This window comes from Sporomusa intestinalis (genome assembly GCF_055383785.1).
Map to the genome: position 1 here is coordinate 1,043,844 of NZ_AP042390.1, position 23,977 is coordinate 1,067,820.

At 54.6% G+C, this 23,977-nt stretch carries 15 protein-coding genes; 12 read left to right on the plus strand and 3 right to left on the minus strand.

The genetic code is table 11. The annotated features are described in order from the left end of the window. Position 1 precedes the first annotated feature (1 nt). Positions 2-2,254 carry a TonB-dependent receptor gene (locus ACZ481_RS04745; protein WP_464769016.1) on the minus strand — a complete coding sequence of 751 codons (2,253 nt, stop codon included), beginning with the start codon at positions 2,252-2,254 and terminating at the stop codon, positions 2-4. Positions 2,255-2,686: 432 nt separating this feature from the next. Further along, positions 2,687-3,511: a helix-turn-helix domain-containing protein gene (locus tag ACZ481_RS04750; RefSeq protein ID WP_464769017.1), complete on the minus strand. Its 825-nt coding sequence runs from the start codon at positions 3,509-3,511 to the stop codon at positions 2,687-2,689. A 429-nt stretch (positions 3,512-3,940) separates the two neighbouring features. On the opposite strand from ACZ481_RS04750, the gene ACZ481_RS04755 reads away from it, so the two are divergent. The 11 genes from ACZ481_RS04755 to ACZ481_RS04805 all read left to right on the plus strand — a co-directional run bounded on the left by ACZ481_RS04755 (position 3,941) and on the right by ACZ481_RS04805 (position 21,494). Further along, positions 3,941-6,172 (plus strand): TonB-dependent receptor, encoded by a 2,232-nt coding sequence (locus tag ACZ481_RS04755; protein WP_464769018.1) that lies wholly within the window; start codon positions 3,941-3,943, stop codon positions 6,170-6,172. A 146-nt stretch (positions 6,173-6,318) separates the two neighbouring features. Further along, positions 6,319-7,944, plus strand: coding sequence for a (2,3-dihydroxybenzoyl)adenylate synthase (locus ACZ481_RS04760; RefSeq protein WP_464769019.1), 1,626 nt, complete (start codon positions 6,319-6,321; stop codon positions 7,942-7,944). A gap of 5 nt (positions 7,945-7,949) precedes the next feature. Further along, the gene (locus tag ACZ481_RS04765; protein WP_464769020.1) at positions 7,950-8,225 is read left to right on the plus strand and encodes a phosphopantetheine-binding protein; all 276 of its coding nucleotides are present in this window, start codon (positions 7,950-7,952) and stop codon (positions 8,223-8,225) included. A gap of 40 nt (positions 8,226-8,265) precedes the next feature. After that, entirely contained in the window at positions 8,266-8,436 is a 171-nt protein-coding gene (locus ACZ481_RS04770; protein WP_464769021.1) for an MbtH family NRPS accessory protein, read from the plus strand. Continuing rightward, on the plus strand, positions 8,433-9,857 hold the full coding sequence (locus ACZ481_RS04775) for a DHA2 family efflux MFS transporter permease subunit (protein WP_464769022.1): 1,425 nt from the start codon (positions 8,433-8,435) through the stop codon (positions 9,855-9,857). Before ACZ481_RS04770 ends, ACZ481_RS04775 begins: the two co-directional genes overlap by 4 nt. A 34-nt stretch (positions 9,858-9,891) precedes the next feature. After that, complete coding sequence (locus ACZ481_RS04780) at positions 9,892-10,599, plus strand: thioesterase II family protein (protein WP_464769023.1); 708 nt, start codon at positions 9,892-9,894, stop codon at positions 10,597-10,599. Between the two features lie 134 nt (positions 10,600-10,733). Further along, on the plus strand, positions 10,734-11,720 hold the full coding sequence (locus ACZ481_RS04785; RefSeq protein ID WP_464769024.1) for an amidohydrolase family protein: 987 nt from the start codon (positions 10,734-10,736) through the stop codon (positions 11,718-11,720). Between the two features lie 113 nt (positions 11,721-11,833). Then, positions 11,834-12,589 (plus strand): 4'-phosphopantetheinyl transferase family protein, encoded by a 756-nt coding sequence (locus tag ACZ481_RS04790; protein WP_464769025.1) that lies wholly within the window; start codon positions 11,834-11,836, stop codon positions 12,587-12,589. A 59-nt stretch (positions 12,590-12,648) separates the two neighbouring features. Next, the gene (locus tag ACZ481_RS04795) at positions 12,649-19,827 is read left to right on the plus strand and encodes an amino acid adenylation domain-containing protein (RefSeq protein WP_464769026.1); all 7,179 of its coding nucleotides are present in this window, start codon (positions 12,649-12,651) and stop codon (positions 19,825-19,827) included. Beyond that, positions 19,811-20,023: an MbtH family protein gene (locus ACZ481_RS04800; protein ID WP_464769027.1), complete on the plus strand. Its 213-nt coding sequence runs from the start codon at positions 19,811-19,813 to the stop codon at positions 20,021-20,023. Before ACZ481_RS04795 ends, ACZ481_RS04800 begins: the two co-directional genes overlap by 17 nt. A gap of 484 nt (positions 20,024-20,507) precedes the next feature. Next, positions 20,508-21,494 (plus strand): ABC transporter substrate-binding protein, encoded by a 987-nt coding sequence (locus ACZ481_RS04805; RefSeq protein WP_464769028.1) that lies wholly within the window; start codon positions 20,508-20,510, stop codon positions 21,492-21,494. 210 nt (positions 21,495-21,704) lie between these two features. On the opposite strand, the gene ACZ481_RS04810 is transcribed toward ACZ481_RS04805, so the two are convergent. Then, positions 21,705-22,529: a helix-turn-helix domain-containing protein gene (locus ACZ481_RS04810; RefSeq protein ID WP_464769029.1), complete on the minus strand. Its 825-nt coding sequence runs from the start codon at positions 22,527-22,529 to the stop codon at positions 21,705-21,707. Between the two features lie 413 nt (positions 22,530-22,942). Between ACZ481_RS04810 and ACZ481_RS04815 the strand changes: the two genes are divergently transcribed. Further along, positions 22,943-23,944, plus strand: a complete 1,002-nt coding sequence (locus ACZ481_RS04815) for an ABC transporter substrate-binding protein (RefSeq protein ID WP_464769030.1) — start codon at positions 22,943-22,945, stop codon at positions 23,942-23,944. The last annotated feature ends 33 nt before the right edge of the window (positions 23,945-23,977 follow it).

The following is a 23,977-nucleotide window of genomic DNA, read 5'->3' on the forward strand; positions in this document are numbered from 1 at the left end:
TTTAAAACTGCATGGCTGCCGACAGCTTAACGGTGCGGGGGCTGCCTAACGTGGCCAGACTCTTGTCGGAGTAACCTGACCAGTAGTGTTTGTCAAACAGGTTTTCCACGCTGAGCCGGTAGGTGACCGGGGTTTTATTCATCACGGTCTTGTACCGCGCCCCGATGTCATAGCGCACCCAGCTCGGTATTTCGAAGGTGTTGGCATTATTGGCGTATTGGGAACTGGTATATACGGCCCGCAGCGAAAGTGATAAATCCTGATTCCACGGCGTGTCCCACTCGATCCCGGCATTCATCGTCCATTTGGGTACGCCCAACGGCGTGTTGCCGTTATTGGCGACGGTATTGGAGCGGACCAGTTCGCCATCGGTATAGGCAATGCCGCCCATCAGGCGGAGGTTCTTCGCCAGGCTGCCGAAGGTATTCCACTCAATGCCGCGGTTTTTCTGTTCGCCGTCATAGGAATAGATCTTGTTAGTCGTCATATAGCTGGGCATTTCGATTTGGAAAAAGGCCAGTGTATTGGCGAAATCGCCCTTGTCCCACTTGACGCCGACTTCGCGCTGTTTGGTTTTGTACGGCGCCAGTACTTGGCCAACATTGTCGTAGCTTGCTCCCACCACGGTTCCGGGGGAAAGCGCTTCAATATAATTGGCGTAGAGAGACACCGCTTCTCCCCACGGTTTGACAACAAGGCCGACCATCGGCGTGTTGGCGTCGGAGTCGTAGTAGGTTGTCGATTTCACCCCGCCGGTGGTATCGGTGCTGTTGTAGGTGTAGCTTGTCTGGTCCACACTTTGCCGCCGTATCCCCAGCGTTAACTGGACCTTTTCCTCGTTAAAGGAAAGCGTGTCGGCCAGGAGAAAACTGGAAAGCTCAGTGACGGCAGTTTTGTTGCCCTTGCTCACCTTCAGGCTGTTGTAAAGGTCGGCAACTGCAGCCGGGTTGTAGATATTTGTTGCCATATTTAGCGCTGTACTTTTATAAGCATTGGAAAAATCCGTATCCTGGAAGTTGGCCCCCAAAACGACCTGATGCTTTACCGCGCCGGTCTGGTAAGTGCCGCGCAGCCCTAGTTCGGAGGCAGTGGTGTCGGTCCAGAAGTATTGCTTAAAGATACCCTTGATCGTGGCCGAGCCATCTGCCTGCAGGTCCTGCACGTGATTGCCGTTGATGAAGCCGTAGGCTTTGGCGGATAGCTTGCCAATGCCGGCATAGGCGGTTACATTGTCCTGTATGTCATATTCGCCTTTAAACAGAATCCCGTTATTCCGGGTGGTGCCCGACACCCCTTTGAATACGTTGGTCGAGCCGTCGGGAGCTTTCACGTAAGAGCTTAAGTCATACATGGAGATAAGACCGCCGTCGTACTTCTCCTCGGTGCCATAGGCATCCAGGGACAAGCGCCATTTGTCCTTGCGGTAATCCAGGCCCAGGGTGCCCAGCAGCCGTTTCCGGGATTGGTCGTCGGTTGTGGTATCGCCGTCTGAGTAGAGGCCGTTGAAGCGGAGGCCCCACTCCTTATTTTCGCCGAAGCGGCGTCCTATGTCGATATGGCCGCCGAGCTGGGACGAGGAGGCATAGCTGGTGGTAAAATTGGTAATATCCTCCTCGCCGGCCCGTTTGGGCACCAGGTTGACGGCGCCGCCCACCGAGGTGCTCACGCCGCCGTAGAGAAAGGAACTGGGCCCTTTGAGCACTTCCACCCGTTCCAGAAATTCCACAGGCACACGATAGTGCGGCGCCAAACCCGCCATGCCGTTAAAATAGAGATACTGATAATTCACCTCCAGGCCGCGGACTCGGAAGTTTTCGCTGACCTGTCCGCCGGGGGTGGCAAAGCGGACCGAGGGATCATTCATAAGCACGTCAAACAGGGTTTCGGCCTGCTGGTCTTCGATGGTCTGGGCGGTGTAACTGGTGACATTGAAGGGCGTGTCCAGGAAATCCTTGTTGCCCAGTACGCCGAGTCCGGCGCCGCGGGCGACCTGGCCGCCGGCATAGGCCGGGGGCAGAGCGCGGCTGCGTCTGGCGGTCACTTCAATTCTTTCCAGGGTAAATTCAGACTGTTTGGCAGTTGCTTTGCTGGACGCAACTGGTTCTTCGGCTTCTGCGGCAGTTTGTTCGGCCACTGAGGCGGGTTCCGGCGCTTCTTCTGCATAGGCAACTACTGGCGCGTGCCAGAACAGACTGCTGCCAATCAGGGCATACAGGACTTTTTTTCTGATGCGGGACATTTTTTTCTTCTTCATACCGTTCGACTCCTTTGCACATAACTTAACTGTAGACAACAGCTCTAGGCCAGCTTCATTATAACTGCTGAAACTGGTAATGAGGATCATTCTCAGTTTATGTATTGAGTATAACAACAGCCAACATGGGAGTAAATTGACATATTTCTAAACATTGATATATTTCCAAACAGACCTGGATTTTTTCCAAACCCAATATGTCATTCGGCTTATCTGTCGCACGCAACAGGTATAAAGTGTTGACAAAGAGCATTCAAACCCGACTTTGGCCGTTGAAAAAGCAGCCGCAAAGCCCTATGAACAAAGGACTTGCGGCTGCTTTGTGTTTTTCCAAAAAACATAGGCGTAGATTGCTTTTTTAGCTATGAGTTAAAATTTTTTTTATTTCACCAAGGCTTTCGGATTTTCTTGGAAAAATTTTTAAATGATAAATCAACTTTTATTTTTCCTGAATGCCTGCAGCGTACTGGGAGACAACCCCGTTCGCTTCTTAAATAACAGGCTGAAGTAATAAGGATCGGAATAACCCACGTACTCTGCAATTTCGGCGACCGAGCAGGTTGTGGTGCAGAGCAGTTCTTTGGCCCGCCGCATGCGGTATTCAATCAGAAATTTATTCGGACTCATTCCCCTGTGTTTTTGAAACAAATAGGCAAACTGTTTGCTGCTCAGACCGTATTGCCTGGCTAATTCCGGTATGGTGAGCGGTTCCATATAGTGCTGCTTCATATATTCAGCAGCATCTGCCACCAGTTCGCGGCTGCCGTTATGCAACCGATGCTTGTTGAAAGTTAGAATTTCATCCAAAATGATGAAAAACAGGGATTTGATTTTTAGTGCCGGCCGATTACCCGATGTTGCGTAGATATGGTACATCCGGTGCAGCGTGTCGTTTATCCGGGGATTATAGCCTGGGCTGAGTTCATAATGCGACAATGCATAGGGAAACGCCCCCTGGGTATTGCCGTGCACCTGGTAATGGACAACCATAAAATCCCATTTTAACTCTCCCAGAACCTCTTTATCCAATGGCATATTCGGCCCGCCGTGGAATACTTTGCCAGGCTCCATATCATAGGGCACACCATCAAAAAACATTCTTGACCGGCCGTGCAGCGGAAAAATCATACCTGAAAAAGGCGAAGTACTTGCGCCGAAAATTTTTTTCCCCGGCTCGATAACCGCGCGTCTTATATCAACTATGCTAAAGTTTATTTTGGCAAAATAGCCGGATAGATCGTTGATATCCACCTTCATTTTTCGTATCCTCCTAAGCGATAACAAGTCTGTAAAGGCCGCTTTATTTACATAAGGTCGACTAACCTTCTACCGGGGTAAAAACTCCGCCTGAAGGTTAGTTTTTTGATAGAATAATAATGATAATGATTATCATTATTATTCTATCAAAATTACCATTAATTTTCAATTTTATTTATGGTAAATTTTGAAAAATATTAAGGATTATTGGAAAAATCTCTATTTGCCTGTGCTTTGCAGTTTGTTATACTGGTAAAAACAAACCGATGATAATGATTATCATTGGTTCAATGAAAGCTCTTCTATTTACAGTAGAAGCCATGAAGCTTTTCCGCCATTTTCAACAGCACCGGGGTCATTGTTTTGAAGTTCATCAGCTTTCTGGCTGAGACTAAGAAAATAGAACTTATTATACGAGGAGTTGGCAACATGAAGAAAAAATTGTCCTCTGTCAGAAAACGCCTGCTTTATGCCCTGATCGGCAGCAGCCTGTTCTGGCACACGCCGGCCATTGCCTCTGTCGAGGATCCGGCGGAAGCAGCTGCCACTACCGGCCAGACCGATCCCCCAGCGGCCTCTTCCGCTGCAACAACTGCCGGTCAGCGGGAATTCACCCTGGAAAAGATTGAAGTGACCGCCATGCGCAGCCGGGAACTTCCGCCGGTCTATGCCGGCGGTCAGGTGGCTAGAGGAGCGCGGCTTGGCTTGCTGGGCAACGTTGACATTATGAATGCTCCCTTCAGCATTACAAGTTATACGGCGCAAACGATTGAAGATCAGCAAGCCCGCACTATTTCCGAGGTTTTTGCCAATGATGCGTCGGTGCGTGATAGAACTTCCAACGGCCACATGATAGAAAATTTCATAATTCGCGGTTTTACCGTTAATTCCTTCGATTTGGGCTTTGACGGCCTGTTTGGCCTGGCGCCGATGAGCCATGTGCCGACAGAATTCCTTGAACGGGTGGAATTGCTAAAAGGGCCGAGCGCCTTGCTCTATGGCATGCCGCCCAACGGCTCCCTGGGCGGAACGATCAATCTTGTGCCCAAGCGCGCTGGGGAGGAGCCGCTGACCCGTTTCACAACGGATTATACATCAGACTCTCAGCTCGGCGCCCATCTGGATATCGGCCGCCGCTTCGGCCAAAACAACGAGTGGGGCATACGGGTCAACGGCGTCTACCGGGATGGCGATACCGATATCTCCGGGCAGTCAAAGAGACGCGAACTGGGCGCACTGGGGCTGGACTACCGCGGAGAACGCTGGCGCGCTTCGCTTGATGCCTATTACAGTAAAGAAACTTCCGCCGGTGGCATGTTGGCGGACTACTATTTCAACACCGGCATCACTTCCGTTCCCTCAGCCCCCGATCCCAGCACAAACTTATTTGCCGGAACCTGGGGCTGGATAGAAAACAAGGGCGTGGTGGCGCGCGGCGAATATGACATTAATGACAAGCTGACGGCCTATGCCGGTCTGGGAACCGTAAATTACGATTTTTCCGGCTATAATTCGTCGACCCATGCAAAAGGCATAGATGCGCTGGGGAATTATAGCGCCGTCACCACCTATACCCGCGGTTACGCCGACACCGTGTCAGCCGAGGCGGGGTTGCGCGGCCGTTTCCAAACAGGGGCGGTCAGTCACCAGGTAGTTTTAAGCGCGACTTCGCTTACCCTTGAAAGAGGGCAGGCTTTCAAGGAAAGCGCCGCATATCCTTCCAATATTTATAATCCGGCCACTCCCGTTTTTGCCACTGATCCGGGTTCGCCGTCCAAAGTCGCGGAGGCTGCTCTCACTGGTGTGTCGCTGACTGACACATTGTCCTTCAACCAGGATAAATACCGGCTCACGCTGGGGGTGCGCAAACAGCGGGTGGACACCAAAAACTTCAGCAGCAGCACCGGCGCGATAACTTCCCGCTACGACAAAAGCGCCGTTACCCCGGCAATTGCCTTTGTCGTCAAACCGTGGGCCGCGCCGGTGTCTTTATATGCAAACTATATTGAAGGGCTAAGTTCAGGCAGCACCGTTACCGATACGACTGCCAGCAATTATGGTCACGTCTTTGCCCCCTTCAGAACGAAACAGATTGAGACAGGTGTTAAATGGGATGCAGGCGATTATGCCCATACCCTGAGCTTGTTCCAAATTACCAGACCAAGCGTCATCAAGGACAGCAGCACTAATACTTATAACCAGGACGGAGAGCAGCGCAACCGCGGCGTCGAGTGGAACGTATTCGGCCAAATCAACCAGAATTGGCGCGTCCTGGGCGGCGTGAGCTTCCTCCGCGGTGTGACAACGCATACTGTCAACGGCACTTATGACGGCAACACAGCTTTTGGCACACCCAAATGGCAAAGTAATCTGGGCTTCGAATGGGATGCGCCAACTGTTCCCGGCCTGACGTTGTCCACCCGCGCCGTTTATACCGGCCCGCAATATAGCAATTCCGCCAATACACTGCGAATTCCAAGCTGGATCCGCTATGACGTCGGCGCCAGATATGCGACTAAAGTCAACGGCCAACCGGTCACTTTCCGGTTTACTGTAGAAAACGTGCTTGATAAAAATTATTGGTCAGGCTGCTTCTCTGACGGCTATCTCACGCTTGGCAGCGGCCGTGCCTTCAAACTGTCGACGACCTTCGAGCTTTAACAGCGTATGTCGCCGTATAACCACTTTTAGCCCTTAAACGCCCTGACTGCTGTCGCAACGGCCTGTGTGGGGATACTGATTAGGAGCTAAATGCGGGACGCTGTCCCTTGCATAATCAAATATCGTCTACTAAAAGGAGTGAATAGATGATGGTAACAGGTTGCCCTGCTTTTCCGAAAGAGTTTGCAGACCGGTACAGAGAAATGGGTTGCTGGCGCGGTGAAACCTTCGGCAACATGCTGCGGGAACGGGCGGAAAGCCAAGGGGAGCGCATTGCCGTTACAAGCGGGGAAAAAAATATCAGTTACGCCGAACTGGACAATAGGGCCGCTAGCTTAGCCGCTGGCTTTCAGCAGCTGGGGATAAGGAAGGGCGACCGCGTGGTGGTCCAGCTTCCCAATCGGATCGAGTTCTTTGAAGTTTGCTTCGCCTTATTCAGGCTGGGGGCGTTGCCTGTCTTTGCTCTTCCTTCACACCGCAGCAATGAAATCCGCTATTTTTGCGAGTTTGCCGAAGCGGTTGCCTATGTGATCCCCGATACCTACATGGAATTTGACTACCGTTCGCTGGCAAGGGAGATTCAACATACGGTTCCGGGCCTGCAGGTCATTGTGGCCGGTGACGCCGGCGAGTTCCTGGCTTTGCCGGAGTTGTATGCCGCTGCTATCGTCGACCCGCCGGCAGTGAGCCCCTCCGACGTCGCCTTTCTGCAATTGTCCGGCGGGAGCACCGGCTTATCCAAGTTAATTCCCCGCACCCATGACGACTATATCTACTGCTTGCGCCTCAACGGCGAATTTTGCCGGCTGAACCAGGATAGCGTGTACCTTGCGGTTTTGCCTGTTGCCCATAACTTTACGCTTAGCTCGCCCGGCGTACTTGGCGCGTTATACGCAGGCGCCCGGGTAGTTCTTGCCGCTGCGCCCAGTCCGGAGGATGCCTTTCCCCTGATCGAGCAGGAACGGGTCACCATTACTTCGCTGGTGCCGCCGCTTGCCCTGATATGGCTGGAAGCCGTAGCTTCCTGCCGTTACGACTTGTCCAGCCTGAAGGTGCTGCAAGTTGGCGGGGCTAAATTCAGTGAGGAGGCTGCGCGCCGGATCAAACCGGCATTTGGCTGCACGTTGCAGCAAAGCTATGGCATGGCGGAAGGTCTGGTGAATTGCACAAGGCTGGATGACCCGGAAGAAACGATTGTGAGTACGCAGGGGAAACCCGTGTCGCCCTATGATGAAATCCGGGTGGTGGACGAGGACGATATAGAGGTGGCGCCGGGGGAAGTCGGACAATTATTGACAAGGGGGCCTTGCACCATTCGCGGCTATTATAAAGCGGAGGAATATAATGAAAAGGCGTTCACTCCGGACGGTTTTTACCGGACCGGTGATCTGGTCAGCGTGAATGCAGCGGGCTATATCGTTGTGGAAGGCCGCGCGAAGGATCAAATCAATCGCGGCGGCGAAAAAATCGCAGCGGAAGAGGTTGAAAATCACCTTCTTGCGCACCCGGCCGTACTGGACGCAGCAATTGTTGCCATGCCTGACGCGTTTCTCGGCGAACGGTCATGCGCTTTTGTGATACTCCGTCACGGAAATCCTACAGTTGGTGCGCTGAAAAAATTTCTAAAGGAACGCGGCATTGCCGCTTTTAAAATTCCTGACCGGATCGAGTTTATCAACAGCTTTCCTTATACCCCGTTAGGCAAGGTAAGCAAGAAAGAGTTACGGAAAATAATTGCCGAAAAAATTAATGGAAAAAAGCTAAAGGAGTGATTTTAGTGGCTATTCAGCATTCAAATAACGAAGCGGCAGCGGCAGCCGGCTCTCAGTGCCTGACCTTGCCGTTTGTACGCCGGCAAGTCGCAGAACTTCTTGACGAAGGGCCGTCAGATATTGATGACAATGAAGACCTAATTGACAGAGGCTTGGATTCCATCAGAATTATGAGCCTTGTTCAGAAATGGCGCGGCATAGGGGTGGATGTTACTTTCATGCAGCTTGTTAAAAAGCCGACCATTTCTAATTGGTGGAGTTTGATATCTTCTTCCCAATAGGAAGTTCGGCCCAAGAATGCGACCATAAGGGAGGTTTGTAATGATTAATGGTGAAGGCCAGTATTCCGTCTGGCCTGCCTTTCTGGATGTACCCTCCGGCTGGACCGTCCGATATGGGGCGGAAAGCCGTCAGCTAGGTTTAGATTGCATCAATTCCCGCTGGACCGATATGCGGCTCAATCGTTTACAGCCGCAGGTAAAAGCACAATGAGGCTACAGCTTGACCCGAAAGCAGCGGTTCCTATTGTTTATATAACAGCCATGTTTATGACGGTGATGGACGGGACAATTGTCAATGTGGCTCTGCCTGCTATCAGTCATGAATTTCACATTCCTCCTGCGGCTGCCAGCGGTGTCAATGTGGGGTACTTAGTAAGTATTGTCGTATTCATTCCCTTGGCAGGATGGATTGGGGACCGGTTTGGGACCAAACGGACCTTTTTAATCGCTCTGGGTATATTTACCTGTGCATCAGCCTTATGCGGATTTGCCGATAATCTTCAGATGTTGCAGCTGTTCCGGGTATTTCAAGGGGCTGGCGGCGGCTTGATGACTCCTGTGGGAATGGCCATGCTGTTTAGAACCTTTTCGCCGGAAGAACGGCCGAAAGTATCCCGGTCTCTGATATTTCCCATTGCCATTGCGCCTGTTGTTGGTCCGGTCGTTGGGGGCTTTCTGGTAGAACAGTTATCTTGGCAGTGGGTGTTTTATATCAACGTCCCTTTTGGCCTTCTGGCATTGTTGTTTGGTTGGCTGTTTCTCCTTGAACATAAAGAAACTGCAGCCGGTCGCCTGGACCTGCCGGGGTTCTTACTGTCAGCTTCGGGTTTTTCGCTGTTGATGTATGCGCTCATGCAAGGTTCAGCCCAGGGGTGGCGTTCTCCGGTTATTTTGGGTACAGGTTTTTGCAGTTTTGTTCTTATTTGTTTTCTGGTTTTAATCGAGTTGCGGGTGAAAACGCCGATGCTCGATTTGCGTTTATTATCCGGACGGCTATTTCGGACGATGAGCATAATCTCTTTTTTTAATGCTGCCGGTTTAATGGGATTGCTCTTTCTCTTTCCATTAATGTATCAGAATGCACTAAACGCTTCTGCTTTAGAAAGCGGGCTTACCACTTTTCCTGAAGCATTAGGAATGATGCTTGCATCCCGGGTCATGCCTTGGTCGTACCAACGGTTTGGCGCACGGCAAGTGATTTCGGCCGGCTTACTGGGATCTATATTCATCGTTGCCCTGTTAAGTATGACTGGGCCGGCAACAACCCCTTGGTCCTTTAGAGTTTTGTTTTTTTGCTTCGGCTTTTTTTTAGGCCATGTGGGGGTCACCGTGCAGTTCCTGGCTTTTCATGATATTACTTCTGCTTCTATGGGGAGAGCAACAACATTGTTCAACGTTCAAAACCGAATCGGCGCAGCCTTGGGCGTAGTGTCACTGGCCGGTTTTCTGGAAGCATTCAGTAGCGGTTCTGCCGGTGGAAGCGGAGTTGAACAGCCGCATTTAGAAGCTTACCGGGTTGCCTTGCTCGGTTCCGCCGCTTTTTTATTTGCAGCTCTGATTTTTGCGCTGCGTATCCGGCAAGCAGATCCTGCATCAATAGCGCCAAAGCAAGAGAGTAATGCATCTTTGTAAGGTTAGTGATTGCAAGAAAAAGGGAGGGAGCAATATGAGTAACGTAAAACTATTTTGTTTTCCTTATGCAGGCGGTTCGGCAATCATGTATGCCAGATTTAAAAAATATCTGCGGCAATCAATAGCAATAGATCCTGTGGAATTGGCAGGAAGAGGCAAGCGCTTTGAAGAGCCCTTTTACGAGAGCATGGAAGAAGCGGTAAATGATGTCTATGAAATTATTGGCGATGAATTTGAACAGAGCCACTATGCTCTATTGGGCTATAGCATGGGAAGCTGGCTTGCGTATGGCTTATATAAGAAAATTGTACAAAATAATCACCGGCAGCCTGAACATCTGTTTTTGGCGGCAAAAGAACCCCCTCACGTAGCGCTTAATGTACAGATCCTTCACCTATTGGACGATGAAAACTTTATGAAAGAAATCTTTCATATGGGAGGAACCCCCGAAAAGCTGCTGGAGGATAAAGCCTTGTTAGATTCGTTCCTGCCGATTCTGAGGGCTGATTATCGGATGACTGAAAGGTATAAGGAAAGCTCGTTTAAAGAAAAAGTAAATTGTCCAGTGACAGTGTTTGCCGGCGAGAATGATGACATAAGTATAAATGATCTAAAGCGTTGGGATGAAATTGCCAACAATAATTTTTCTTTTTATACTTTTGCAGGCGGCCATCTTTTTATACAAAACAATGTGGAAGTAATTTGTGACATAATTAATGATACCTTATATTCGGGTTCTTAGCCTTATAGAGGAAACCACCCGAGGTGACGCGCCAATAAGACCCACCGCATCAAATATTATCTGTTTTGCCTTTTGGCTAAACAGGCAGTAGCTGTTTAACCTATCAAATAAATTTATCAAAGGAGAATGTTCTCGTGAAAAAGATTGCTTTGGAGGAAGCCTTTGCCGTAAAAGGTGTGGAAAAATTTACCCCCCAGTTGCTTAGTCTGCGGGAGTTCCGGCAAAACGAGGCTAAGCTCATTGACTTGGCAGACATGAGGATCCGCGCTATGGACGAGGGAGAGGTGGATATTGCGGTGGTTTCGGCGACCTCACCGTCCATTCAAGGGCTGGAGAATCATCAAATTGAGGTTGAGACCGCCCGGGCCTGGAACGACTATGTGGCAGAAGCCATCCAGCCCCGCCGGCACCGCCTGCGTGCCTTCGCCTGCCTGCCTATGCGGGAACCCGATGCTGCCATCGCAGAATTGACCCGGGCTGTCAAGGACTTGGGATTGGTAGGAGCGCTGATTAACGGGTATGACAACGCTGGCAACCTGGCCCCCATCTACTACGATGCCCCGGAATATTTAGATTTCTGGAAAGCTGCCGCAGCGCTGGACGTTCCCGTTTACATCCATCCCCGGACAGTGCCGGACGATCGGGAAACAACGTATAAACCGTATCCGGAGCTAAGGGGAGCGGCTTGGGGATTCCATGTGGAGACGGCGGAACATGTACTGCGGATGATCATCAGCGGCTTGTTTGACCAGGTGCCGAATTTGAAAATTATCTTGGGACACGCAGGAGAATTTTTGCCCTTCTGGTGCTATCGGATTGATCACCGCATCCAAAGAGAGGGCTGGGACGGCGAAGTGGCTGCTAAGAACGGGAGACCGAGAAAACTGACCGTGACAGAATATGTAAAGCGCAACACCTACGCCACAACCAGCGGGTTTTTCTACACCCCGGCCTTGGAGCACATCCTGCGGGTACTGGGGCCAGAACACGTTATGTATTCGGCGGATTACCCCTATGAAGACATGACGGAGGCCAACGAATGGTTTAAGACTCTGGATTTCGCCCCGGGTGTGTTGCAGGCTATCGCCTACGATAACGCCAAGAGAATCCTCAAGCTCTAACCTGCGGGCGGAATGGGTACTCCAACCCTAATCATAACTTTTGCCTGAAAAGAAAAAAACTACTTGCGGTGAGCTTGCAAGGTTATGGATCGATTCCCGACAGGAGGCGAAAATTGGCATTGTTTCCACTCCGCATCCGGGCGGTAGACCAGGGGCTGACGCCCGCCGTTTATTCTCTGCCACGAGGGGAATTTCATGTCTGGTTGGCTTTTGTGAAGGAGTTTACAGATAAGCGGACCCAATTAGCACGTTTTCTTGACGCTGCTGAAATCAGCCGGATGGAGCGGTTTCATTTCCTCCGGGATCGTGCGGGCTTTGCTGTAAGTCAGGGGTTATTGCGATGGCTGCTGGGGCGGTACCTGGAGATCCCGCCTCAGCAAGTGCGCTTTCAACGGGGGCCTTGGGGCAAGCCGGCACTGGCGGGGAAGCAGGCCGGTGCGGGGCTGTGCTTTAATTTGTCCCATGCCGGCGGCCTAGCTGCTTTTGCTTTTTCCCGCTGCCGGGCTGTGGGCCTTGACGTCGAGCAGGTCAGGGGAATGGTGGACATAGAGGCCATGGTCAGCGGCTGTTTTCATGAACGGGAAAAAGCACGGTTCGCTGCGCTGGCTCCGTCGCAGCGGCAAAGCCGCTTTTTTGAATGCTGGACAGAAAAGGAGGCCTTTGTGAAGGCGACGGGAGAAGGGTTTTCGCGAAGTCCGGATTCCTTTTATATGACCGGCTTCCGGGAAGGCAAGCTGAATGTTTACCGGCCGGTAGGAGCAGGCATAGACAGCCGGGAGTGGGGGATTATGGCCTTTAAGCCGGCGGCCGGTTTTGCGGGTGCACTTGCTTTTGGAACAATTAAGCCTAATGGCGTTACAGGCCTTTAAAAGAACGCCGCTGCGGGAATTCAATTCTGCACGTTAAAAATACAGAGGAGGCGATTGACATGTCTGTTTGCCTGGACGAGCGGCGCGCTTTGTCGGGCGCGCAGGCCGGCATCTGGTTTGCTCAGCAGCTGGCGCCGGACAATCCGATTTACAATACGGGCGAATATGTGGAAATCAACGGCCGGCTGGACTGCCGGCGGTTTCAAGAGGCGATCGCTCAGGCGGTGAAAGAGGCTGAGGCCCTCCATGTACAGTTCGGGGTGGCCGACAGCGGCCCGTGGCAGCGGCTTCGGCCGCCCGCCGATTTTTCGCTGCCGGTGATGGATGTTAGTGGGGAAAGCAATCCGCAGCAGGCGGCTGAGGCCTGGATGCGGGAGGATCTGGCCCGGCCGATTGATCTGAGCCGCGACCGGCTTTTTGGCCAGGCGCTGTTTCGCTTGGCATCTGATCGCTATTTCTGGTATCAGCGCATTCATCATATCGCCAGCGACGGCTTTAGTGCTTCACTGCTGACAGGACGAGTCGCCGAGATTTACACGGCACTCTTGCAAAACCGGGATTACCGGGAAGGCGCTTTTGATCCGTTTCATTTGGTTTTGGAGGAGGATGACGCTTACCGGCGCTCGAGCCGCTTCCAGCGCGACCGGCAGTTCTGGCTGGAGCGTTTTCAGGATCAGCCGGAAGCGGTGAGCCTTACGAACGGCGCGCCGGGGATGCCCCGGCGGGTGCTGAGGGAGAGCGGCTTGTTGCCGGCGGCGCTGGTGCGGCGATTGCAGGCCGAAGCGCAAAAAGCCCAGGGCAACGCCGCTGATTTGCTGGTGGCAGCGGTCGCCGCTTATGTACACCGGCTGACGGGGGCTGAGGATATCATTCTCAGCCTGCCGCTGATGGGCCGGCTGGGCTCGGCGGCCCTCAATACGCCGGGAATGGTGATGAATCTGCTGCCCCTTCGCTTGCGGGTGGAACCGGCGATGACGCTGGCAGCGCTGGTGAGGCAGACTGCGAAGGAAATCCGCGTTCTCAAACAGCATCAGTTTTATCGCCATGAGGAGTTGCGGCGCGAGTTGAAGCTGGTTGGCGACAAGCAGCGGATGACCGGCCCGCGCGTGAACGTTATGCCGTTCCAATACGAACTGGACTTTGCCGGCAGCCAGGGAATTACGCATAAGCTAACCACCGGCCCTGTCGATGATCTGGCCGTCAATCTGTATGAACAGGAGGGCGGCCAGGGGCTGCGGCTTGATTTGGAGGCCAACCCGGAAATTTACAGCCAGGAGGAACTGGCGTTTCACCAGCGCCGCTTTGCGCATTTTTTGGAAGTCTTGGCAGCGGCCGGACAAACCGGCTGCATCGGCCAACTGGACATTCTTCTGCCTGAGGAACGGGAACTGGTGCTGGCCAGGTGGAATCAGACCGCGCAAGCGTTGCCTTCGGCCAGCGTGTCCGCGTGGTTTGAGCGGCAGGCGGCCCAAAGCGCGGCGCGGACGGCCCTGGTCTGCGCCGGTCAGGAACTGAGCTACGCCGAAGCGAACCGTAGGGTCAACCGCCTGGCGCACCTGCTGCGGGCGCGGGGAGCCGGGCCTGAAAAATTTGTTGCGCTGGCCCTGCCGCGTTCACTGGATATGGTGATCGCCGTGCTGGCGGTGCTGAAAACTGGCGCGGCCTTTTTACCCATCGATCCTGATTATCCGGCCGACCGGATCGGCTTGATGCTCCAGAACGCCCGCCCGGCCTGCCTGCTTACCGTCAAGTCGGCCGCAGACAAGGCGGTGGGCCTAGGGGGGGAGCTTTCGTTGCTGCTGGACTCCGCGGAGACGGCCGCCGCGTTGGCTTCTTGCCCGGACGGCAACGACGGCCTGGCGCGGGAAGGGGAGGTCTTGCGCCAGGCCCCGGCCTATTTGCTTTTTACCTCGGGCTCGACCGGTGCGCCTAAGGGCGTGGTTATTCCCCGGGAGGCACTCTGGAATCTGCTGGCGGCCATGGAGCGCCGCTTTGCGTTGACGGAAGCGGACCGGCTGCTGGCGGTGACGACCATTTCCTTTGATATTTCGGTGGTGGAGATGCTCCTGCCGCTGATCAGCGGCGCGCGTTGCGTTATTGCCGAGAAGGAGGACATTCAGGACCCCAGGAGCTTAACCCGGCTGCTGGAGCGGCAAGGGATTACGATTATGCAGGCCACGCCGACGCTGTGGCACTCGCTGGTGACGCATTATCCGGAAAAACTGCGGGGCCTGAGGGTGATGACGGCCGGGGAGGCGCTGCCCGTTTCGCTGGCCGGCGCTCTTCAGCAACTGGACTGCGAAGTGACCAATTTGTACGGCCCTACTGAGACGACCATCTATTCGACAGCGATTGCGCTGGACCCCGTAGGGGACGGCGCGCCGTCGATCGGCTGGCCGGTGGCCAATACCCAGGCCTATGTGCTGGACGCCGGTTTGCAGCCGGTGCCGCCGGGGGTGGAGGGGGAGCTGTATCTGGCGGGCGCAGGCTTGGCCCGTGGCTATCTGGGACGCCCGGATCTGACGGCGGAGCGGTTCGTGGCCAATCCGTACGGGCCGGCAGGCAGCCGGATGTACCGGACCGGCGACTTGGTCCGCTGGCGTTCCGACGGGACCCTGGCTTATAGCGGCCGGGTGGACCATCAGGTAAAAATTCGCGGCTTCCGGATTGAGCCCGCTGAGATTGAGGCGGTGCTTGCCAGGCATGAAGAGGTTGAGCAGGCTCGGGTGATTGTTCGGGAAGACCAGCCGGGCGAGAAGCGGCTGGTGGCTTATGTTGTGCCCGCGGGGCAGGGGCGGCCGGAGGCGGCTGAACTGCGTCGGCATGCGGGCGGCTATTTGCCTGATTATATGGTGCCGTCGGCTTTTGTGCTGCTGCCGGAGCTGCCGCTGACGCCCAACGGCAAGCTCAACCGCAAGGCGCTGCCTGCGCCTTCGCTGGCGGCAGGCGCGGACGGACGCAGATCCCGAACGCCGGAGGAAGAGGTGCTGTGTCAGTTGTTCGCCGAGGTGTTCGGGCTACCGGCGGTGGGCATTGACGACAGCTTTTTTGACTTGGGCGGTCATTCGCTGCTGGCGTCCAATCTGGTGATCCGTATTCGCAACCGGCTGGGGGTTGAACTGGGCATCGGCCAGGTCTTCGATACGCCGACCGTCGCCGGTCTGGCCGGACGGCTGAAGGTCGGCAGGCAAAGCCGGCTGCCGCTGGTCAAGGCCCGGAGAAGCGGCGATGTGCCGCTTTCTTACGCTCAGCAGCGCTTGTGGTTTCTTTACCGGCTGGAAGGCCCGGGCCCGGCCTACAACATTCCGTTGGCGGCCCGTCTGGCCGGCCGGCTGAATATCGAAGCGCTGGCGGCGGCGCTGAATGATGTCATTAGCCGCCACGAAGCCCTGCGGACGATTTTCCTGGAACGGGCGGGCTCTCCTTATCAAGCGGTTTTGCCTGAGTTTCGGCTGGAGCTTGAGGTTGTGGACAGCAGCGAGGCGCAGCTGGCGGCCGCGCTGGCGGCTGCGGCGCGCTACGGGTTCGAGCTGGCTTCCGAGCCGGCGCTCAAGGCGTGGTTGTTCCGGCTGCAAGAGGACCGCTACGTGCTGCTGCTGCTGCTGCACCATATTGCAGGCGACGGTTGGTCATTTCTGCCGCTTGCCCAGGATCTGGCCGCGGCTTATGGGGCGCGCTGCCGCGGGATCGCGCCGGAGTGGATGCCCCTGCCGGTGCAGTACGCCGACTACGCGCTCTGGCAGGAAGCGTTGCTCAATCACCGCTCTGAGGGAGAATCCCTGCAGGAAAAGCAGCTTGCTTTTTGGCGGGAGGCGCTGGCCGGCCTGCCGGAAGAGCTGGAGCTGCCCTATGATTACAAACGCCCGGAGCAGACGGCCTACCGGGGCGATACGCTGGAGTTTTGGCTGGACCGCGGGGAGCACCGGCAACTGCTGGCGCTGGCCAGGGAGAGTCAGGTCAGTCTGTTCATGGTCTTGCAGGCTGGGCTTGCGGCTCTCCTGACCCGGCTGGGGGCGGGCGTGGACATTCCGCTTGGCGCCCCGGTCGCCGGCCGCAACGACGAGGCGTTGTGGAATCTGATAGGGCTGTTTGTCAACACATTGGTGCTGAGAACCAACACGGGCGGCAATCCCAGTTTCCGCGAGCTGCTGGCCCGGGTCCGGGAAGTGAATGTCCAGGCGTATGAGCATCAGGAACTGCCTTTTGAACGGCTGGTGGAGGCGCTCAATCCGGTCCGCTCCCGCTCCCGGCACCCGTTGTTCCAGATCATGCTGACGCTGCAGAATATGCAGGAGCCCAAGCTGGATCTGCCTGAGCTGGATGGTTCACTTAGCCTGCTGCGGACAGGTACGGCCAAATTTGACCTTTCGCTGGAGTTCCGGGAAACCTATACCCGTGAGGGGGAACCGGACGGACTTCAGGGTTTTCTGGAATACAGCGCCGAACTGTTTGCCGGCGGCACCGCCCGGATGCTGGCCGACCGCCTTAAGCTTTTGCTGGCGGCCGCTGCCGCCAATCCCGCCCAACCCATTGACCGCCTGCCCATTCTTACCCAGCAAGAGCGGCAACAGATTGTAAGCGAGTGGAATGCCAAGATTGAGCCGATCAGGCCAGCCAGTCTGCCGGCCTTGTTTGAGGCGCAGGTGGAAAAAACGCCTGAGCGGATCGCCGTTACCTTTGCTTCGACCGCGTGGACTTATGCGCAGTTGAACGCGCACGCCAATCAACTGGCGCATCGCCTGATCGCCAGGGGGATCGGTCCTGAACAGCTCGTGGCGGTGGCGCTGCCGCGATCACTGGCGCTGGTGGCGGGCCTGCTGGCCGTGCTCAAGGCCGGCGCGGCCTATCTGCCGCTGGATTTGCAATATCCGCGGGACCGGCTCGCTTGGATGCTGGAGGATGCCCGGCCGGCCTGCCTGCTGACAGACGCGGAGGGAGCCGCCAGCTTGGCGGGGCTGCTGGAACCGTCCCGCCAACTGGTGCTGGCGGAGGACTGGACAGAGGCGCAACTGGCCGGTCAGCCGGCCGCCGATCCGCAGGACGCCGACCGGGTGCGGCCGCTCCGGCCGTTGCACCCGGCGTATGTGATCTATACGTCGGGATCGACCGGCAGGCCGAAAGGCGTGGTGGTGGCCCACCAGAATGTAGTCCGGCTTTTTGGCGCGACCCGGCGCTGGTTCCAGTTCGGACCCGACGACGTATGGACGCTGTTTCATTCCTATGCCTTTGATTTTTCGGTATGGGAACTGTGGGGGCCGCTTTTATATGGAGGACGTTTGGTTGTCGTGCCTTATACGGTCAGCCGCTCGCCGGCCGAGTTTCTCCGTCTGTTGGCCGAGGAGCAGGTGACGGTGCTCAATCAGACCCCGTCCGCCTTTTATCAGTTGATGCAGGCCGATCGCGAGCGGCCGGAGCTGGGGCGGCGGCTGGCCCTCCGGTTCGTAATTTTTGGCGGCGAAGCCCTCGAACTTGGCCGTCTGAAGGAGTGGTATGAGCGCCATGCGGACGATGCGCCGGTGCTGATCAATATGTACGGCATTACCGAGACGACGGTGCACGTCAGTTATCTGGCTCTCAGCCAGAGCCTGGCGGCGAGAAAGGGCAACAGCCTGATTGGCTGCGGCATCCCGGATCTACAGGTCTATGTCCTGGATTCCCAGCTGCAGCCGTCGCCGCCGGGCGTGGTGGGTGAGCTTTATGTCGGCGGGGCCGGGCTGGCCCGGGGCTATCTGGGACAGCCCGGCCTGACGGCGAGCCGGTTTGTGGCCAATCCGTTTTCGGCGGCAGGCGAGCGGATGTATCGCACCGGCGATCTGGCCCGCTGGCAGGCCGCTGGCACGCTGGACTATATGGGCCGTGCCGACAAGCAGGTGAAGATCCGCGGCTTCCGGATTGAACCGGGCGAAATCGAAGCGGTGCTCGCCCGGCACGAGGCGGTGACGCAGGTGGCCGTGGTGGCGCGTGAGGACCGGCCTGGCGACAAGCGCTTAGCGGCCTATGTCGTAGCCGGGCCGGAGTTTGACGCGGCGGCTCTTCGCCGGTACGCCGCCGGTTTTCTGCCCGACTATATGGTGCCGGCCGCTTTTGTGAAGCTGGAGGCGCTGCCGCTGACGCCCAACGGCAAGCTGGACGCCAGGGCTTTGCCCGCGCCCGACCCGGGTGGGATAATGCGGGGGCGCGGGCCTCGGACGCCGCAGGAAGAGATTCTGCGCGATCTGTTTATGGAAGTGCTCGGGACGCCGCAGGTCAGCATTGATGACGGGTTCTTCGAGCTAGGCGGGCATTCGCTGCTGGCGGTTCGCTTGATGAGCCGGATTCGCGAGGCGCTGGGGGTTCAATTGGGAATTGGCCATTTATTTGAAGCGCCGACGGTCGCCGGGTTAGCCGAGCGCCTCCATATCGGCTCGGGTGAGAGCGCGCTGGGGGTGCTGCTGCCGCTGCGGCGGCAGGGCGGCCAGCTGCCCTTGTTTTGCCTGCATCCGGCCGGCGGGCTGAGCTGGTGCTATGCGGGGCTGCTGATGTCCCTGGACGCCGATACGCCTATTTACGGACTGCAGGCGCGTGGTATCGCCCGGCTGGAGGCCTTGCCGCAAACGTTGGACGAAATGGCGGCTGATTACATCGGACACATCAAGAGCGTTCAGCCGTCCGGTCCATACCGGCTGCTGGGCTGGTCGCTCGGCGGCAATATTGCTCAGGCCATGGCCAGCCAGCTGGAGGCGGCCGGCGAAACGCTGGAGCTGGTGGCGTTGCTCGACGCCTACCCCAGTCCCTTGCTGCCGATTAAAAGTACGCCGGACGAAGAAGAGGCTTTGATTGCCCTCTTGGCTTTGGGCGGCTATAATCATGAGGAAGTGGGCAGGCAGCCGCTGGACCTGGCGAGAGTCATCGACATGCTGCGCCGTGACGGCAGCGCGCTGGCCAGTCTGGAAGAAGAAACCATTTTGAAATTGAAGGAGACTTTTGCCAACTCCGCCCGGCTCTTAAGTGCGCATCAACCCCGGCCGTTTCACGGCGATATCCTGTTTTTCCGTTCGACCTTGCTGCCGGAATGGTTTGAGCCCATTGAGCCCCAAACCTGGCGTCCTTATATCAAGGGGCGGATTGAACAGCATGATATTTACTGCCGTCATAAGGACATGTGCCAACCTGGCCCGCTGGCCGAGATCGGCTGCATTCTGGCCGGAAAACTACACACGTTACATGAAAGGAGACGGGAGCATGAACAATCCCTTTGAAAATGCTAACGGTTCTTACTGCGTATTGATGAACCGGGAAGGCCAGTATTCTCTCTGGCCTTCCTTCCTGGATATACCGGGAGGCTGGTCGGTGGCCTATAAGGAAGGGGGCCGGGAGCAATGCCTGGATTATATCAATGCGCATTGGACGGACCTTGCACCTCATTCCTTAAAGGAAAAGCGGCAGGAGGAGTAACGCAAGTCCAAGGTCTTATTTATGAACCTGATGGAAGAAATGCTTGTTTCGGCCAAACGGCAGCTTTGCGACAGCAGCACGTTATACACACAAGAAAAACAGATGAACCGACACGATGTTAAAACAGCAGGTAGAAAATTTTGCAAAAATCGGCCGGGTTGTAGCTATGTCCATTCCCATATCCGCTGAGTTTTGATATACTGATAATGAATATCAACTGTATTTCAATATTGAATGAGTTTTATTAAAGAAACCTAATTCGCTGTCTTGCTCTTTAATCGGCCGGGCTTCATTGCCAGGGCTTCTCTGGTCTCACCCGATAATTGGTATGGCTTTTCATCCATGCAAATCACCGGACAGGATGCCATAGGGGCGCTGACTTCGGCCCGGAGGAGGTTCCGAGCAGGCCAGAGCAATGATCTCAGAGGTTTTTACTCCACTGGATTTAGCCGGATTAAACAAAAGGAGGGAATTACAAATTACAATGAAAAAGCTTATAAGGCTGATTGTCTCTCTCTCCTTATTGACGGCTGTACTGGCTGGCTGCGCCGGGGCACCTGCGGACAGCGGGGTGACAACCGCACTGGAAGCTGCCGGAAAAACGGCCTGGCCGCGAACCATGAAAGATGCTTTAGGCAGACAGATCACCCTGGAGAAAAAACCTGAACGGGTGGCGATTCTTGATTTTGGTTTTATGGAAAGTATGTTGGCCTTGGAGATTACTCCCATTGCGTCTACTTATGCCGAACGGTCGTTAAACGGGTTTGGAACCCTGCAGCCTTACACTGCCAGTGCACGAATCGAGGAACTGGGGGCAGGCAAGGCGCCAAACCTTGAAAAGCTGGCGGAACTGGCGCCTGACCTTATTCTCCAGACCGCTGAGGCCGATCATCTGGATATGAAGTTATACGAAAGGGCCTCTCAGATTGCTCCCGTGGCGATGTTCAACAGCCCCGACTGGAAGGAACAACTGCGGAATTTTGCCGAATGCCTCGGTGAAGAAGATAAGGCGGAGGCCTACATTGCGGATATCGAAGCGCTGATTGCGGAGTCCAGGAGCAAGCTTTCCCGCTATAGCGATAAAACTGTGGCGTTACTATTGGCGAGCAGCGGCAATAAAGGCAGCTTTTTCATAACAGGCTCTGCAGAAAACCCTGTGTGGTTCGATAAAGAGAACGGCCTTGGGCTGACGCCTCCGGATGGTTATCCTCAAAAGGGGGCAGCGGTTTCTTTAGAGGGTATAGCGGCGCTGAATCCGGATTATATCTTCTTGTTCGGCGCAATAGAGTCGAAGGCGAACGGATATAAACAACGCTATCTGTTGGAAGAAACGCAGGCTTCCTCCGTATGGCAGTCGTTAACCGCCGTAAAAAACGGGCATGTTTATTACCTGGACGGGGCGGTACGGGCCGCCGGCCCCCTGGGTATCAAGCTGGGAATTGAAACCATTGTCAAGAGCATGACCCAGTAAGGTTCTCCTCTTCTACAAGCAAAAAAAAACGGGCGCATTTTTCAGCATAGCCTGCGCCCGGTTTTTTTTCTGTTCCAGCAACAATCGGCCAACCGTCCAGTGCGTGACCGTGACATGGAGGAGAAATTATTTCCGCTGCCGGCAGCTAGATTTCCTCGATACCGCACTCAACATCAGCGCATAGGACAGAAGGGATTTTTTCATTGGCAATCAACTTTTATTTTTCCTAAATACCTGCAGCGTACTGGGAGACAGGCCTGTTCGCTTCTTGAATAACAGGCTGAAGTAATAAGGATCGGAATAACCCACGTGCTCTGCAATTTCCGCGACCGAGCAGGTTGTGGTGCAGAGCAGTTCTTTGGCCCGCCGCATTCGGTACTCAATCAGAAATTTATTCGGACTCATGCCGGTATGCTTTTGAAACAAATAGGCAAACTGTTTGCTGCTCAGACCATATTGCCTGGCTAATTCCGGTACGGTGAGCGGCTCCATATAATGATGCTTTATATATTCAGCCGCTTCTGCCACCAGTTCGCGGCTGCCGCTATGTAACCGGCAATTGGCGCAAGTTAGGATTTCATCCAAGATGATGAAAAACAAGGATTTGATTTTCAGCGCCGACAGATTACCCGGTGTTGCGTAGATATGGTACATCTGGTGCAGCGTGTCGTTGATCCCGGAATTATAGCCTGGGCTGAGTTCATAATGCGACAATGCATAGGGAAACGTCCCCTGGGTATTGCCGTGCACCTGGTAATGTATGACCATAAAATCCCATTCTGACTGTCCCAGAACCTCTTTATCCAATGGCATATTTGGCCCGCCGTGGAATACTTTGCCAGGCTCCATGTCATAGGGCACGCCGTCAAAAAACATTCTCGACCGGCCGTGCAACGGAAAAATCATACCTGAAAATGGCGAAGTAACTGTGCCGAAACGTTTTCTTCCCGGTTCGATAACCGCGCGTCTTATATCAACTACGCTAAAGTTTATTTTGGCAAAATAGCCGGATAGATCGTTGATATCCACCTTCATTTTTTGCATCCTCCTAAGCGACAACAAGTCTGTAATGGCCGCTCTTTAATGATAATAATAATCATTATCATTAATATTTTAGCAACATTTGCTTAAATTTGCATTTTAATTATAGCTATATTTCGATAAAATTTGAAAAAAATCAAGGATTTGGGAAAATCTCTATTTGCCTGTGCTTTGCGGTTTGTTATACTGGTGATACAAACAGATCAGTGATAATGATTGTCATTAACAAAACAGCAGTTCCAAAAACTTCCCGCAACAGTGGCAGTGGCCGCCGGTTCATTTCGTGGCGATAGATCGACAGGAGCGGTAAATTTTCTGGGTTGAGCGCCATAGATATATTTTATGCTATAAGCAATCTGGCAATATGTCAAGCCTATAAAAAATAACGGAGGAAATTGCAAATTACAATGAAAAAACATATAGGGCTGCTTGTCTCTCTCGTCCTATTGACAGGCGTACTGGCCGGATGCGCGGGGACACCCGCGGCTGGCGGCGCAGCAGCCACGCCGGCGGCTAACGCTGAAACCGGTGCACCAGTGGCGGCCTGGCCGCGAACAATTAAGGATGCGCTAGGCAAACAGATCGTGCTGAAGAAAAAACCCGAACGGGTGGCGATTCTTGATTTTGGTTTTATGGAAAGTATGTTGGCCTTGGAGATTTCACCCCTTGCGTCTACCTATGCCGAACGGTCGTTAAACGGGTTTGGAACCCTGCAGCCTTACGCTGCCAGTGCACAAATTGAGGAACTGGGGGAAGGCAAGGCGCCAAACCTTGAAAAACTGGCGGAGCTGGCGCCTGACCTTATTCTCCAGACGGCGGAGGCAGAGCATCTGGATAGGAAGCTATACGAGAGAGCCTCGCAGATCGCTCCTGTGGCGACATTTAACAGCCGCGACTGGAAGGAACAGTTACAGGATTTTGCCGTATGCCTCGGTGAAGAAAAAAAAGCGGCGGCCTACATTGCGGATATCGAAGCATTGATTGCTGAATCCAGAATCAAGCTTTCCAGGTATAGCGATAAAACTGTGGCGTTAATATTTGAGAGCAGCGGCAGTAAAGGCAGCTTCGTCGTAGTCGGCTCTGTAGAAACTCCTGTGTGGTTTGACAAAGAGAACGGCCTGGGGCTTAAGCCTCCGGCCGGTTATCCCGGGAAGGTGGCAGCGGTTTCTTTGGAGGGCATAGCGGCGATGAACCCGGATTATATCTTCCTGTTCGGCGCATTAGGGTCAGAAGCGAACGGGTACAAGCAACGCTATCTGTCGGAAGCAACGCAGGCTTCCTCCGTATGGCAGTCGTTAACCGCCGTAAAAAACGGGCATGTTTATCACCTGGACGGGGCGGTGCGGACAGCCGGCCCCCTGGGTATCAAGCTTGGAATTGAGACCATCGTCAAGAGCATGACCAAGTAAGGTTCTTCCTTCCGGGTGCAGCTTTCAGCCAAA

Bases quoted from the DNA above. Each gene is read 5' to 3' on its own strand.
- ACZ481_RS04745 (WP_464769016.1), bottom strand. From the start codon at position 2,254: ATGAAGAAGAAAAAAATGTCCCGCATCAGAAAAAAAGTCCTGTATGCC.
- ACZ481_RS04750 (WP_464769017.1), bottom strand. From the start codon at position 3,511: ATGAAGGTGGATATCAACGATCTATCCGGCTATTTTGCCAAAATAAAC.
- ACZ481_RS04755 (WP_464769018.1), top strand. From the start codon at position 3,941: ATGAAGAAAAAATTGTCCTCTGTCAGAAAACGCCTGCTTTATGCCCTG.
- ACZ481_RS04760 (WP_464769019.1), top strand. From the start codon at position 6,319: ATGATGGTAACAGGTTGCCCTGCTTTTCCGAAAGAGTTTGCAGACCGG.
- ACZ481_RS04770 (WP_464769021.1), top strand. From the start codon at position 8,266: ATGATTAATGGTGAAGGCCAGTATTCCGTCTGGCCTGCCTTTCTGGAT.
- ACZ481_RS04775 (WP_464769022.1), top strand. From the start codon at position 8,433: ATGAGGCTACAGCTTGACCCGAAAGCAGCGGTTCCTATTGTTTATATA.
- ACZ481_RS04780 (WP_464769023.1), top strand. From the start codon at position 9,892: ATGAGTAACGTAAAACTATTTTGTTTTCCTTATGCAGGCGGTTCGGCA.
- ACZ481_RS04795 (WP_464769026.1), top strand. From the start codon at position 12,649: ATGTCTGTTTGCCTGGACGAGCGGCGCGCTTTGTCGGGCGCGCAGGCC.
- ACZ481_RS04800 (WP_464769027.1), top strand. From the start codon at position 19,811: ATGAACAATCCCTTTGAAAATGCTAACGGTTCTTACTGCGTATTGATG.
- ACZ481_RS04805 (WP_464769028.1), top strand. From the start codon at position 20,508: ATGAAAAAGCTTATAAGGCTGATTGTCTCTCTCTCCTTATTGACGGCT.
- ACZ481_RS04810 (WP_464769029.1), bottom strand. From the start codon at position 22,529: ATGAAGGTGGATATCAACGATCTATCCGGCTATTTTGCCAAAATAAAC.
- ACZ481_RS04815 (WP_464769030.1), top strand. From the start codon at position 22,943: ATGAAAAAACATATAGGGCTGCTTGTCTCTCTCGTCCTATTGACAGGC.